The organism is Thomasclavelia saccharogumia DSM 17460, from assembly GCF_000686665.1.
In the GTDB taxonomy this organism is placed as follows: Bacteria; Bacillota_I; Bacilli_A; order Erysipelotrichales; family Coprobacillaceae; genus Thomasclavelia; species Thomasclavelia saccharogumia.
In genome coordinates, this window is sequence record NZ_JMLH01000072.1 from 1 (window position 1) to 14,595 (window position 14,595).

At 30.1% G+C, this 14,595-nt stretch carries 15 protein-coding genes; 7 read left to right on the top strand and 8 right to left on the bottom strand.

What is annotated here, in order from left to right:
- Positions 1-498: 498 nt before the first annotated feature.
- Positions 499-945 (top strand): transcriptional regulator Spx, encoded by a 447-nt coding sequence (gene spx / locus BR82_RS0112430; protein WP_027090454.1) that lies wholly within the window; start codon positions 499-501, stop codon positions 943-945.
- 25 nt (positions 946-970) lie between these two features.
- Here spx and BR82_RS0112435 read toward each other — a convergent pair whose 3' ends face one another.
- Positions 971-1,528, bottom strand: a complete 558-nt coding sequence (locus BR82_RS0112435) for a CYTH domain-containing protein (RefSeq protein WP_027090455.1) — start codon at positions 1,526-1,528, stop codon at positions 971-973.
- A gap of 1 nt (position 1,529) precedes the next feature.
- Between BR82_RS0112435 and BR82_RS0112440 the strand changes: the two genes are divergently transcribed.
- Together BR82_RS0112440 and BR82_RS0112445 are read left to right on the top strand one after the other, a co-directional pair.
- Positions 1,530-2,366 carry an NAD kinase gene (locus BR82_RS0112440; protein ID WP_335324208.1) on the top strand — a complete coding sequence of 279 codons (837 nt, stop codon included), beginning with the start codon at positions 1,530-1,532 and terminating at the stop codon, positions 2,364-2,366.
- Positions 2,363-3,178 (top strand): RluA family pseudouridine synthase, encoded by an 816-nt coding sequence (locus BR82_RS0112445; RefSeq protein WP_027090457.1) that lies wholly within the window; start codon positions 2,363-2,365, stop codon positions 3,176-3,178. The genes BR82_RS0112440 and BR82_RS0112445 overlap by 4 nt, the downstream gene beginning before the upstream one ends.
- Positions 3,179-3,187: 9 nt before the next feature.
- On the opposite strand, the gene BR82_RS0112450 is transcribed toward BR82_RS0112445, so the two are convergent.
- Positions 3,188-4,384, bottom strand: coding sequence for an FtsW/RodA/SpoVE family cell cycle protein (locus BR82_RS0112450; RefSeq protein ID WP_027090458.1), 1,197 nt, complete (start codon positions 4,382-4,384; stop codon positions 3,188-3,190).
- Between the two features lie 87 nt (positions 4,385-4,471).
- Here BR82_RS0112450 and BR82_RS0112455 point away from each other — a divergent pair, with 87 nt between their 5' ends.
- The 3 genes from BR82_RS0112455 (at position 4,472) to BR82_RS0112465 (ending at position 8,385) form a co-directional block, all read left to right on the top strand.
- Positions 4,472-4,816 (top strand): PTS sugar transporter subunit IIB, encoded by a 345-nt coding sequence (locus tag BR82_RS0112455; RefSeq protein WP_027090459.1) that lies wholly within the window; start codon positions 4,472-4,474, stop codon positions 4,814-4,816.
- Positions 4,817-4,863: 47 nt separating this feature from the next.
- Positions 4,864-7,089 carry a tetratricopeptide repeat protein gene (locus BR82_RS0112460; RefSeq protein ID WP_027090460.1) on the top strand — a complete coding sequence of 742 codons (2,226 nt, stop codon included), beginning with the start codon at positions 4,864-4,866 and terminating at the stop codon, positions 7,087-7,089.
- Positions 7,090-7,152: 63 nt separating this feature from the next.
- Positions 7,153-8,385, top strand: a complete 1,233-nt coding sequence (locus BR82_RS0112465; RefSeq protein WP_027090461.1) for an aminopeptidase — start codon at positions 7,153-7,155, stop codon at positions 8,383-8,385.
- A gap of 620 nt (positions 8,386-9,005) precedes the next feature.
- Here the strand turns inward: BR82_RS0112465 and BR82_RS0112475 are convergent.
- The 5 genes from BR82_RS0112475 to BR82_RS0112490 all read right to left on the bottom strand — a co-directional run bounded on the left by BR82_RS0112475 (position 9,006) and on the right by BR82_RS0112490 (position 12,521).
- A complete protein-coding gene (locus BR82_RS0112475) occupies positions 9,006-9,764 on the bottom strand; it encodes a hypothetical protein (RefSeq protein ID WP_051592834.1) in 759 nt (252 codons plus the stop codon).
- Complete coding sequence (locus BR82_RS15850) at positions 9,757-10,692, bottom strand: ABC transporter ATP-binding protein (RefSeq protein WP_051592835.1); 936 nt, start codon at positions 10,690-10,692, stop codon at positions 9,757-9,759. Before BR82_RS15850 ends, BR82_RS0112475 begins: the two co-directional genes overlap by 8 nt.
- Positions 10,670-11,467 (bottom strand): ABC transporter ATP-binding protein, encoded by a 798-nt coding sequence (locus BR82_RS15855; RefSeq protein ID WP_205618768.1) that lies wholly within the window; start codon positions 11,465-11,467, stop codon positions 10,670-10,672. The genes BR82_RS15850 and BR82_RS15855 overlap by 23 nt, the downstream gene beginning before the upstream one ends.
- A gap of 6 nt (positions 11,468-11,473) precedes the next feature.
- Positions 11,474-11,602, bottom strand: coding sequence for a hypothetical protein (locus BR82_RS17845; RefSeq protein ID WP_261794294.1), 129 nt, complete (start codon positions 11,600-11,602; stop codon positions 11,474-11,476).
- A gap of 310 nt (positions 11,603-11,912) precedes the next feature.
- Complete coding sequence (locus tag BR82_RS0112490) at positions 11,913-12,521, bottom strand: cytidylate kinase-like family protein (RefSeq protein WP_034865031.1); 609 nt, start codon at positions 12,519-12,521, stop codon at positions 11,913-11,915.
- A 124-nt stretch (positions 12,522-12,645) separates the two neighbouring features.
- Between BR82_RS0112490 and BR82_RS15860 the strand changes: the two genes are divergently transcribed.
- A complete protein-coding gene (locus BR82_RS15860; RefSeq protein WP_051592836.1) occupies positions 12,646-13,302 on the top strand; it encodes a GTP pyrophosphokinase in 657 nt (218 codons plus the stop codon).
- 202 nt (positions 13,303-13,504) lie between these two features.
- On the opposite strand, the gene BR82_RS17145 is transcribed toward BR82_RS15860, so the two are convergent.
- On the bottom strand, positions 13,505-14,350 hold the full coding sequence (locus tag BR82_RS17145; protein WP_147590256.1) for a transposase: 846 nt from the start codon (positions 14,348-14,350) through the stop codon (positions 13,505-13,507).
- Positions 14,351-14,595: the final 245 nt, after the last annotated feature.

Consider the following 14,595-nt stretch of genomic DNA (forward strand, 5'->3'; position numbering starts at 1 on the left):
AAATTCATTATCATATTCAATGAAGTCAAAAAAGCGAGCTATACCATCCATATAGTTGATGATAGTTCTTTGAGAAAGATTTCTGATAAGAAGTTCATTTTTAACATCGGTTAAAATAGGATATTGTGCAATTTTGTCATTTATAGATTTAGTATTCATAGTTAATCAGTCCTTTCTGTATAAAATGACAACTAAATTATAAATAAAAAAAGCCATCATAAGAAAGATGGCAAACAAAAAAATATAGAAAATATAAAGAAAGAATTGAACTAACGCGTAGCGTTTTAGTACAATTGAATTGATAAAGGAACTTGGGTAAACTAAGTTCTTTTTAATATAGATGGTTTATTGATATTTTTAAAAGTAAAAAATAATATATGTAGTTGATAATTTGTGTTAGATAATAGTATAAATATTCAAATAACTGAAACTGAAAATAAAAAAGGATAGAAAAATAATTAAAATAATGTATAATAGTGGAGTAAGGGAGATGATATTATGATTCGTATTTATACTGCGCCTAGTTGTGCGTCATGTCGAAAGGTTAAATCTTGGCTGAAAGAACATAATATTCCATATGTGGAAAAAAATATTTTTTCAACCCTGCTTAGAGAAGTAGAATTAAGAGAATTATTGGAGCGAAGTGAAAATGGGACAGATGATATCATTTCAAAAAGAAGTAAGATAATTAAAGAAAATGATATTGATATTGATAGTATGTCGGTTAATGAATTGATTAAGTTTATTCAAGAAAATCCATCAGTATTAAAGCGCCCGATCATGATTGATGAAAGAAGATTTCAAGTAGGTTATAATGCTGAAGAAATCAGAGTATTTATTCCACGAGAGCTTCGTAAACTAGCAGAATGTCCTCGTCGGGATGCATGTCCACAATTTATTAGTCAACCATGTAAGATCAATGAAGCGTATTTTAAAGAAAAATAAGCAGTGTTAAGACACTGCTTTTAAATTATAATGATTTGATTAGACGGTTTATCTTGCTAAGGCAATTGCTATGATAGGTTAGATTATATTGATGGATAAAATCTAAAAAAGCTTGTTTACCACTCAAATAATCATTTACTTCGTATTCTAGTTCATAGTCTTCGTGGCCGTTATATTGATTATAATCGATACAAATTAAGCCTTTAGGAGTTTTAATTTCTTTACGAAGTGTAGTTAAAAAACAATCGGTTTTAAACATTGTACTATCTAATTGATATTTTTTTAAAATATCAAATACTTCATTATTTACTAATTCATGATCAATAATTCTATTTTTGAGCTCTTTACTTATAATCAGATTTGTTTCTAAATTACCTTTAGACTGCGGCTGTTTTAAAGTTAATTCGTACTGATTATTTTTTTCTCTAATTCTAAGTGAATATTTTAATTCACTTAATACAGGATGCATTAAATAATAATTAGTTTGCTGGTAAGAACGATCGATTTTATGATCATTGATAATTTGTTGATATGTATTTTTATCAATCAATATTTTGAATTCTATTTCTAAGTTTTCTTCCATAGTGACCTCCGTTAGTATATACTATATAGTATATACTTTAGGGGTGATGAAAACAATGAAACAATATGCATTAGTAATAAAACAAGACGATCTATCTAAACATGTCGCCAATAAAATTAAGCATGAATTAAAAGGAATTATGGAATATGATCAAGAAAATCCTGATTTAGTAATTAGTGTTGGTGGTGATGGAACGATGTTAATGTCGATTCATCAGTATTTAAATCAAAATGTTAATTTTATCGGTGTGCATACAGGGACATTAGGTTTTTTTACAGATTATCAAAAAGATGAAGTGTTTGAATTAGTTGAAGCAATCAAGCAGGATAAATATCGAATAACGCCTCGTAATTTATTGGAAGTAAAAGTTAAACACGAGGGAAAAGAAGATATTTATTGGGCTTTAAATGAGATGCGAATTGATCACGACTATACAACACAAGTAATTGATATTTATATTAATGGGGAATTATTAGAGGTTTTTAGAGGAAACGGAATATGTGTCTCTACGCCCTCAGGTTCGACAGCTTATAATAAATCAATTGGTGGAGCGGTTATTTATCCAGGGGTGCCATTGATGCAGTTGACTGAAGTGGCTGGAATTCAGCATAATGCTTATCGCAGTTTGGGTTCGAGTTTGATTCTAGATGCTGATAAGATAATAAAACTGGTAGGACATCATTTTGACCATGTTTATTTAGGAATCGATCATTTGGCTTATTCAATTGAAAATGTAGAGAGCATTGAGGTTAAAATTGCTAAGCAGACAGTTAATTTTATTGAGTATCGACAATTATCGTTTATTCAGAGAATTAGAAGGGCGTTTATAAATGAATGAGATTTATAGTTAAACCAGAAGATGAAGGCGTTTTGTTGAAGAATTTTTTAATGAAACAAAGTTTGAGCAAAAAAGCACTTAAGGCAATCAAGATGACAGGTGATATTTTAGTAAACGGAGAACATCAAACAGTTCGATATTGTTTAAAAAAAGCAGATTTAATAGAATTGATTTGGCCGCCTGAAACTACTTCAATGCAGCCGTATGAATATTCATTAAAGATCGTTTATGAAGATGAAGATTACCTAATTATTGATAAACCAGCAGGGTTACCGTGTATTCCTACTAAACGCTATCCGCAAAAAACTTTAGCTAATGCTTTAGTCTATTATTATCAGCAGCAAAATCTTAAGTCTACCGTTCATCTAGTCAATCGTTTAGATAAAGATACTCAAGGATTATTACTGGTTGCTAAAAACAGACAGGCGCATTATTTATTATCAAAAGATATTAAACAAGTAAAAAGGGTGTATCACTGTTTGGTAGAAGGAATTTTAACTGGTGCTGGGAAAATTGATAAACCAATTGTTAAAGATAATAATAGCGTAAAAAGATTGATCGCTGATCATGGTAAAAAAGCCGTTACTTATTATCGAAGTTTAAAAACATATGATAATATGAGCTTGATTGAGTGTGTCTTGGAAACTGGCAGAACCCATCAAATAAGAGTGCATCTAAGTTCGCTTGGACATCCTTTAAAAGGCGATAGTCTGTATGGTTCAACTTATCCTGAATGTTATTATTTAGATAGTGTATATATTGAATTTTTGCATCCTTTAACTAATAAATATGTTAAAATAAAAAAACGCTAAAGCGTTTTTTTAATATCTTTTTTTACCTTCAATTATTCTAGTCTGTTTTTCTATATCTAAGAAAATTCCCATTGCAATCATATAAGAAAGTAATGATGAACCACCATATGATAAAAACGGCAGGGTAATTCCGGTAATCGGGAAAAGTCCAAGAACCATTCCAATATTCCAAACCTGTTGAAAAACCAGAAGTCCAAATATACCAGCGGTAAAATATTTATCACGATTGTTTTTTGATCTAAAACCAATTCTGATCAATAATATATCAAATATACAAATGATTAAAATTGTAAGACCACCACCAACAAAACCAAAGCTTAAGGCAATTATAGCAAAGATAAAGTCAGTTTGAGCTTCAGGCAAATTAATTAATGCCGTTTCCATTCCGTGACCCCATAAACCAGCAGTTCCATAAGATAATAAAGCATTAAATAACTGATAGCCTTGATCACCATATGTTCCTTCAGGGTCGATCCAGCCATAAAAACGTCCTAATTTATGATCGCCACCCATTAAACTGACAAATAAGTCATGTTCATATAGGAAAATATAGACCATAATACCAATGATGATCGCTACCACTATTCCCCCAATAATAAACCAGCCAGCTTGAATTCCTGACATAAATATAATAAAGACAACTGAGGCTAACATGATCATTGTTACTCCAGCATCATTTTGTAAATAAACTAAGATACATGGGGGCATCGAAACAGCCAAAATTTTACCAATCAATAAACAGTCATTATGTAAATTATGGACAAGATATTTATTGTTATGTTTATCAATAATATCAGCCATGACAACTACTAAGATGATCTTCATAAATTCTGAAGGTTGAAAATCGAATCCCGGTAGTGAATACCAGGAAGTTGCGCCGCCTGTATATTTAGCTAAAGGAATTACTTTAATTCCAAAATGGGTGAATAAAAAGTGTTCTATAGCCAGGCCGACGAGTAAAACCATCAAAATACCGTATATGATCCACATAGATGAATAAATACGATCATTTGATATTTTAAAGACAACAATCATTAATGTAAAAGATATTCCATAAAATATAAGTTGTTTTAACCAGTAGGTGCTGGGATTTCCTTTAGTAATTAATGGAGTTGCACTTTTAATTCCTAGACAGCTAATAAAACAAAGTAATAATAATAAACCAATCAAGGACCAGCAAATTACGGATTTCTCTTTTTCTTCCACAAAATCCCTCCTTATAAAAAAGATAGTTTTTTCTATCTTGATATAGTATACTATAATTAAATAATAATTAATAGGGGGTAGATGTTAATGAATGATTATTTATTTTACGGAATCGTTGCTTTGATTGTAGTAATTATTCTAGCTGTTATCTTTTTAAAAGTCATAAAAAATAAACAGCCAAAACAAGTTAAAGCAAGTGATATTCCTGTAGATATAAATATGATTATGGAAGCTGTAGGCGGTCGAAGTAATATTAAAGAGACAATTGCGACGTCTTCTAAAATTACTTTTTTTGTAGAAGATGATAGTCTTGTTAGTTTGGAAAAATTAAAGGCTGTAGGTGCATCGGGAATTGTTCAGACAACAAATAAAGTTAGTGCTATTTTGGGTAAATATTCAAAAGAAATATCGAATATAATTAATGGTAGTTAAGCAGATCAGGGACATCTGCTTATTTGTTTATAAATATGGAGGTAATTATGGAGATAAAGGATCGAATAAAAAGCTATGAGCCTTTGTTTGATCAATGGCTTTTTGATGAAATAATAGATGTATATAATCATGAGTGTTTGATAAAATTAAAGCATCAGTCGTATGGAAATGAAAAAAGAACCGCTTATTTAAATGTAATAACTGTATATGATCAACATGATAGTATAGAAGAGTTGGAAAAAAGAGTAGAAGATATTAAAAATAATTTTAAAGATAATCAAAAATCGTTACAAAATGATCTTTTTGAATATGAGCAGTATTTAATTGAGAATGATCAAGGGAATATTATTGGCATAGATTTATGTATATTGATGGAAGAAGATGATGAAATTACAGATGAACTTGATGACTTAAGCGGTAGATTATTATATAAGATCGGATTAAAATTATTTGATCATCAAGAATATCAAGAAGCTTTAAAATATTTTAAAAAAGGTGAAGAACTTGGTAACAGTGACTGTATTTGTGTTATTGGATATATGTATGAACGCGGTTTAGGGCTTGAACCAAATGCTGAACTGGCAGCGCATTATTATCAAAAAGCCGCAAATTACAATAATGTTGTTGCTATTTGTAATTTGGCTTACTTTTATGAATTTGGAATAGGTGTTGAGCAGGATTATCAAAAAGCGTATAATTTATATCTTCAAGGTGCCCAGGCAAATTTTCCTAGAGCGATATGTAATTTAGGTTACTGCTATGAGTATGGTCGCGGTATAAAAGCTGATTTGCATCAGGCAGTAGAGTATTATTTGAAAGCAGCCCAGCTTGGATATAGCGAAGCTTTATATTGTTTAGGGACATGTTTTGAATTTGGTGAAGGAATTGATAAAGATGTTAAAAGAGCATTCGAGTGTTATGAACAAGCGGCTAATCAAGAACATGTACAGTCGCAGTATCGTTTGGGTCATTGTTATGAAAATGCCTTAGGAACAAAGCAGGATTTTGTTAAAGCTGTTTACTGGTATCAACAAGCGAGTGAAAATAGTTATCCTCCAGCACTAGTATCATTGGCAACTTGTTTTGAATTGGGTCAGGGAGTCACTATGGATTTGAAAAAAGCGCGTTATTATTATAAGCAGGCGGCTCATTTGAACTATGCGCGTGGGCAATTTTGGTTAGGATATTTTTATGAAAATCATCCAGAAATAAAAAATGCTGCTTATCGCTGTACATATTGGTATCGTCAGGCGTGTAAACAAAAGGATGTGCAGGCGATGGTGGCACTGGGGTATTGTTATGAAAGTGGTTTCGGAGTAAAACAAAATTTAGAGTTAGCTGTTAAATTATATGGTGAGGCGGCCAAGTTAAATTATCCAGCGGCACAATGTAATTTAGCATATTGTTATGAAATGGGGATTGGAACTGCAGTTGATTTAAAGGCAGCTGTGCATTATTATCGTTTAGCCAGTGAAGCAGGTTATCCAAGAGCTTTATGTAATTTAGGTTATCTTTATGATCATGGTGAAGGAGTAAAATGTGATCATCAGCATGCTTTTGATTTGTACATGCAGGCAGCTAAAGCTAATTATGCTCCAGGATTATATCATGTTGGATTAGCATATGAAGAAGGTAAGGGAAGAAAAATCGATCTTGATAAAGCAATTGATTTTTATCAGCAGGCTGCAAATTTGAATTATGCTCCAGCAATGTATAATTTAGGGTTGATTTATGAACAAGTTCCTGCATATCATGATGATTTAAAGGCTATTACTTATTATAAAATGGCAATAAATCAAAATGACGTTAGAGCAATGTATCGAATGGCTTTATATTTGGATGAAGGAAAAGTGGTTTCTAGAGATGTCAATAAAGCCTTTACTTATTTACAGACAGCTTCTAATTATGAATATGTACCAGCGTTAAATTTGTATGGTATTTATTTGGAAAATGGAATAGGTACAGAAAAGAATTTTAGCGAGGCATTTAATTACTATTTAAAAGCTGCTAGTAATAATTATGCACCAGGAATCTATAATTTAGGACGATGCTGTTTTTATGGCATTGGGACGAGTATTAATAAGCAGGAGGCTTTTAAATTGTTTTGTCGTGCTAGCGAACTAAATTATCGGGAGGCTTGTTTTATGGCTGGTTATATGTGTTATTATGGTGATGGAATTAAAAAAGATTTGGAAAGAGGATTAAAGTATTATCAAAAAGCAGCAGATTTAGGGTCGCTTGATGCTATTAATGAGTTGAATAAATTAAAGTAGTGCGGTATTATTTTATTAAAGACTGAAATTGGTGGTAAAATATAGATATAGAAAGGAAATAGTATGTCATTTAAAGAAAAGTTATTGAAATATGCTAAATTAATTGTAAGGTCAGGATTAAATGTTCAAAAAAATCAAATAGTAGTAATCGATGCTCCGGTTGAAAGCGCTGAATTAGTAAGATTAATTACAAAACAAGCTTATGAAGCTGGTGCCAAGGAAGTTGTGGTCAAATATCATGATGAAATAGTATCACGTTATAAATATGAATATGTAACAAAAGATGAATTTGGTAAAGTACCAGCCTGGTTTAAGGAATTTAGAAATGATTATGCTGCTCAAAATGCTGCCTTTTTAACTATTCATAGCGATGATCCTGAAGGATTCAAAGGGATTGATCCAGCTAAAATAGCTTTATGGTCTAAAAGTGTAGCGACTGCTTGTAAGCCATTTTATGATAGTTTAGATCTAGGAATCAATACCTGGTGTATTGTGGCAGCTAGTTCGTTGAAGTGGGCTAATAAAGTGTATCCAGATATGTCAGACAGTGAGGCTTTAGAGGCTTTATGGAATGCTATTTTTAAAGCGGTGAAAGTTGATTGTGATGATCCGGTTGCTGCCTGGGATGAACATCGAAAAAGTTTTGAAAGAAGAGTTGATCATTTAAATCAGCTTAATTTAAAAAGTTTGGTTTATACTAATTCATTAGGAACAAATTTAACAGTCAGTTTAAATGAAGGTTATTTATTTGCTGGCGGGGGTTCATATACTGTTGATGGTGTTTATTTCTTTGCCAATATGCCAACTGAAGAAATTTTTACAAGTCCTAATTATAAAGGAACAAATGGTGTCGTGTATAGTTCTTTGCCGCTTAATTACAATGGTAATTTGATTGAAGAGTTTAAATTAGTGTTTAAAGATGGTCGAATCGTAGATTATGATGCTAAGACGGGTAAAGAAATTTTAAAAGAAATGATAGAAATAGATGAAGGAAGTCATTATTTAGGAGAAATAGCGTTAGTTCCTTATGATTCACCAATATCAAATATGAAGACATTATTTTACAATACTTTGTTTGATGAAAATGCTTCTTGTCATTTGGCAATTGGTAAAGGTTTTAGCGAGTGTCTTAAAGATGGTTTAACAATGACTAAAGAACAGCTGTTAGAAAAAGGAATCAATGATTCTTTAACACATGTAGATTTTATGATTGGGACAAAAGATCTAAAAATTATTGGAAAAACTAATGATGATCAAGAAGTAATTATTTTTGAAGCAGGAAATTTTGCTTTTTAAGCAGTATGGATCTTAATCAGCTTATATAAGTAGAAAAGGGGTTGTAACGAAATAACTTTTTGAGAGTTTGAAATTCGTTTTTAACCCCTTTTTACAGTAAAGAGTTTAATTTGTGTTTTAGACGTGAAGACCAATAAAACGAAGTACCGGCAATTGATATATAAATAAAGGTCATGAGATTATAAATAAGAAATTTATAATCTGAAAACAGATCATTTTTATTGATGATATTTATGATTAAAACTGATAAATAAATCAATATATATAAACATTTAAATATATATTTGTTTTTATACAGTATATAGCGTCGTTTTAGTTTTTGTTTTCGATAGACAATAGTAATTGTAAATTGAGTAGATATATATAATAGTGCAATCCAAAATATAACATAACTTATTTCATTAGTAACTTTTTTACTATAATAAAGCCATATAAAACTATTTAAGCTAATAATTCCTAAATAAAAATAGTCAAAAACAATAATTATTTTCTTATTATTTATAATTTTATCAATAATCTGGTACATGACAGCCTCCTTAAAAATATAGCAATTGTTTCTTTATCTAATAAAAATGTCTGAATAGCTTATTTTATAAGTTGTTCAGACATTTATATATAATTTATAAAGGTAGATCTTTTTTAGTATAAATAATACTCCCTAAGATAAATCCAATTACTCCTACAACTCCTGCGATACCCATTTTTAAAATCCAGTCACTATTACTAATTAGAATAGAAGTGTAATCATATAAAGAACATATAGTTAGATATTTCATATCTTCTAAGGCTTGGACACCTAGAGTTCCAAACATTGCCAGCATATTGACTAATACAGATTCACCTACAAATACTCCACTTAATCCGAAACAATATTTACTTCGGTTAAATGATCCTGAAAATAGAAAGCAAACTCCGGCTAATGCAATAGCAACCATAAAGGCAGATAAGTTGATTTGAATGATCATTTGAGTAGTTAATTCTCCAGAATATTGCACATAAGCTAATGTAGATAAATTTAACGGATCTATGTTATTTACAATTACATGTGCAATTGTAGTGATTGCGAACATTAAAAAGAGTGAAACGATCATATAAAATACTTGGGTAATTACAACTGTTGATCTTTTAATAGGAGTTGATAAAATATATGCCATACTACCTGAATCTACTTGTGATGCAAGTAATTTATTAGAGGTGATTAAAACGTAGATTCCAGGAAGAATGGTCGTCATCATTCCATAAAAAATAGTAAATAATAATGGTCTTGTCATTTCCATTGATGCAAATTGGACACCTAGTACTGTCATTATAGCTGTCATAGCTAACCAAATGATCCAATTAGATTTTATTGTTTGTTTTAAGAGTGCAAAGTTAATCATTTTTTATTCCTCCTGTTTTTTCAATCATATTTGTATAATAGTTTTCTAATGTAATTGCAGGATTACTAAAACTTAGTAATTCATATTTTGATAATTCTTCTAACAAATCCATAATTTCATTAGATGGTAAATATATGCTGATTTGATTTTTCTTTTCATTGCTTTCTTCAAATGGATATTGGATGGGATGATTTTTATAAAATTCAGATTTCTGGTATAATTTATAATCTTCTGTTTTAGCAAAAGAGTAAATATATAATTCATGTGGCGCTTTTTCATATTCAGCTCTATCAATTACCTGAACAACTTCTCCATCATGAATAAACATAACTTTATCACAGGTATCTTCTAGTTCTTTGAAGATGTGACTAGACATAAAGAACGTTTTACCTTTTGCTTTTTGTTCTAATATAATTTCAATCAAAGTATCTCTCATTAATGGGTCTAACCCAGTAGAAGCTTCATCTAAGATATAAATATCAGGTTCTGCCATAAAAGCAACGACTAATGCCATTTTTTGCTTCATCCCTTTGGACATCCTTCTAAGAGGCGCTGTGATATCGATTTTAAGTCTATCAATTAATTCATTCATATACGATAGGTCTTTTAAGCCTAACAGCTGAGCCTGTATTTTTAGAAAATTTTTACCATTTCTGACATCAGGAAATTCAATTTGTCCAGGACAATATCCAACATACTGTTTAATCTTGGAAGCATGTTTATAACTATCTAATCCATTGATTGTTACATATCCATTATCACTTCTAAGAAATCCCATCATATGTCGAATCGTTGTTGTTTTTCCTGAACCGTTTGTTCCAACTAAACCATAGATTTGACCTTTTTGTATCTCAAAATTAAAATCATAAATGCCTCTGCCGTTACCAAAGTCTTTTGTTAAATGTTTAACTCTTATTGTGTTTTGCATATTTTTCTATTCCTCCAAATTTTCTGCTGGTTTGATAAAAGTGCATAAAATACGATTCTAAAGTTTGTGGCTTTTCTAGTAAGCTTTTTATTTCATATTTTTTTAATGTGCGAATGAGTTGATTACTGTCTTCTAAAGAAATAAGAAGTGATAATTCTTTTTCCTGTTCATCACGAATCTCGATTTTTTCAGTATTTTTAAATTTTTGATATGATTGTTTATTTTTAAAGATAACTTCAAAAGTTTTTCTTTTGTATTCGACGATTTCTGAGGCCGTGATAACAGAAACTAACTTGCCGTCTTTAATAATTGCAATACGGTCACATAAAGCTTCAACTTCATTAAATATGTGACTTGATAATAGAACTGTTTTCCCTTTCTTTTTTTCAGATTGAATAAATTCTATGAATACTTCCTGCATAACAGGGTCTAATCCACTTGTAGGTTCATCTAATAAAAGAACCCCTGGATCATTCATAAATGCTGCAATAATAGCAAGCTTCCTTTTTTCACCAATACTCATGCTTTTAATATCATGATTAATATCTAATTGAAATATCTCCAATAAATATTTAATATAGTCATCATTTTCGCAATGTTTCAGCTTTTTCATCATTTCAATAAATTCTGATGCATTCAATCCCTCTGGTAAAGTTACTTCACCAGGCAAATAGCCAACATTTTTCATAACTTCATTATGATTGCTCCAACAATTTAAGTTATTAATAATTACTTTTCCTTTTTGGGGTTTTGAAAAACCCATTAAATGTCGCATTGTTGTTTATTTACCAGCTCCATTAGGACCAAGAAAACCAAATACTTCACCTTTCTTTACGTCAAACGATACATCATAAACTCCGCGGCCGTGCCCATAATCCTTTGTTAGCTCTTTAACTACAATTTCATTCATAAATGATCTCCTTTCTTCGAATTGTGATAGTTTTATCACAGTTGATATATTAAAGGAGAAAAGTAAAAGCAAAGTAAAGTTAAAAAAATTAGTTAAAATTATTTAAGTTTATATAGAGTAAATATGAACAGGGGTTCTTTTTTACTTTAAGGTAAACATTAAAAAGAGATTTCTTAAATGATTATTAAAATATGATCATTTTTTGAAATCTCTTTTTTTAACTGCCCATTATCAAGTAAGAACTATGAACAGATTATTTTTTCTCTTTGAACTGTTTTATTTAAGTGGTATTGTTTTTCAACTGATATATCTAAAATTCCATTTTTTTAAAAGCTTCTGTTAAAACTGCGATTGTTCTTTCAATTCCTAATGATTCAGAATTTAAAATAACATCATAATTATATGGTTTTGACCAATCTTTTCCAGTATGGTACTCATAATAAGCTTGTCTTTCTTTATCTTTTCTTTTAACTATTTCTATAATTTCTTCTTTTGATTTATCTTCAATTTTCATACGATTTTTAATTCTATATTCTAATGGTGCTGTAATAAATAAATTAACGACACGATAGTCCGTATTTTCTCTTAAGATATCAGCTGCACATCTTCCAATAAAAATACAATCGTTTTTTTGAGCGTATTCGATAATTAATCTTTTTTGACATTCAAAGAGAATATCATTAATTGAATCACTTCCTAGGGTATGATCATTATCAATAAATAATGTTTCGAATAATAAAGGACGATGTTTTTTCTCATCAATCTTCATTAAAATATCCTTTTTTACTTTTAACATATTTGTTGCCTTTTCAATCAATTCATGATCATAAAAATTAATGTTTAATCTTCTTGCTAATTCTTTACCGATAATACGTCCATTACTTCCATATTCTCGGTCTATACATATAATCTTTCTCATAATAATATTTCCTCCTTTGATTTTAGATTAAGCAAATAAAGTAAATTAAAAGTAAAATATGATATGAATTTACATATAGTTTACTTTTTTATTGAAAAATTGAATCAAAGGAGATGAGAAATATATGTATGATGAAACCTTTTTAGATTTTGTAACTGAGTTTGATGAATTACTTGATATTTATAAGTCTGGGGTGAAACAAATTGTTACTTTTTTAGAAATAATGAATGTTGAATTCAAGCATACTCAAAATCATAAACCAATAGAAAGTATTCAATATAGGATTAAATCTTCTAAAAGTATTAAAAAGAAATTAATCAAAAAAAATTTATCTTTTGATATGAATTCGATTACGAAGCTAAAAGATATAGCTGGTATTAGAATTATATGCCCTTTTATATCTGATGTGTATAATTTAGCTCAAATCATTTGTATGCAAGATAATATTGAACTTATTACGATGAAAGACTATATAGAACGCCCAAAGCCAAATGGATATAGAAGTTTGCATCTTATTGTTAAAAATAACATTCAATTAGCTAATCAAACAAAAATGGTTATTGTTGAAATTCAGATTCGTACAGTTGGTATGGATTCTTGGGCAAGTTTAGAACATCAACTCTGTTATAAAAACAGTCATAAAATAACACAAGACATTTTAGATGAATTACGATATTGTGCTGATGAAATTGCTGATTTTGATATTCGTATGCAAAAAATTGCCAATCGTTTATCAATGAATCAGATAGGAATGAATAATGTCTTTGATAACAAAATATAATTTTAAAAGTTTACTTTTGTTTTACTGTTTAACTTTATGATATGAGAGTAGGTACGAAAACCCTTAGCAAAAATCTAAAAATTTCTGATTTTAACTGAATGCCTAAAAAAGAACAATGGAAATAAAAATGACCGATGTGAATCAGTCAAAAAAAAGAGTATAGGAAAACATCTGAAATTCAATAATTTTTAAAAATTATTAATTACATTGAAGTGACTTTATGGTAGGCATCCAAATGAATGTTGATGCCGATCATAACAAGCATGAAGAAATTTCTCTTTCTTCCATGCATTCTGCAGTCTGTCAGCCTGTAGTCGTTAAGAATGCGAGTGTTGATTCTTTCAGTACAGCTTCTATCCTTATAGATGAGTTTCCATTTATCTGATTTATAAGGTATTGGACCAAATAGTCTTATATCTTTATCGCTTTTAATATAGAATACTCTTCCATATGGTGAAGAAGAACACTTATCTTTGCATGGACAAGTGTTATCACCTTGTTTTGTGGCAAAAGGACATCGAAACTTGTGACGGAATCGTTTTTTATCGAAACCATCTTTAACGGTTTCAAAACCAGCCATGCATATAGGTTTTCCGTTTTCTGATATATCTTTAAAAGGTTCATACACATTATGAGAGTTTCTTCTTTTATTAATGTCGATAAGAGGAACGATGCCAAGAGAATAGGCAAGATAATGTGTTGAATAGTTGTCACTGGCTGAGTCGAGACAGTAATGAGAAATAGAGAGAGACGAATTAATGGACTTGAACTGAGCCAGTGCTTCCATAGAAGTCAAAGCATCATGTCTGGAAGCTTTGGCAAAAGACAAAAATAAAGGGAGATCAATATTATAGTGATGATTGATATAGGAGATGTTGTAAGTCGTATAGCCAAAGTAGAACTTATCAAGGTCGCTGTCCCAGCCGTAGTCAGCATCGATATCAGAATATCTGCAATGGTCATTGTCGATTTTTGAACCGCAAGAGCGGGAATGAGTCTTTAAGGCAGAGCCATCACCAGAGATGGTGATATGACTGTAGATTAGCATATTATTTTAACAAATTTTTAGCAAATTAAATTGGATAACAGGAGTAAAAGATATGAGCTAATTAGTTAAAAATAGCAAAATATAATGATACAAACAATCAAATTAATTTATTCCAATTTCCTTATTTACAGTGGAGCCAAATTCCTAAGAACCGTTAAAACCAAGCAAAATCAAGAAGATTTTGCTTATGAAAAAGTATAACTTAGGAATATCCACTATAAATAAGTTTTCTCGGCATAAAATAA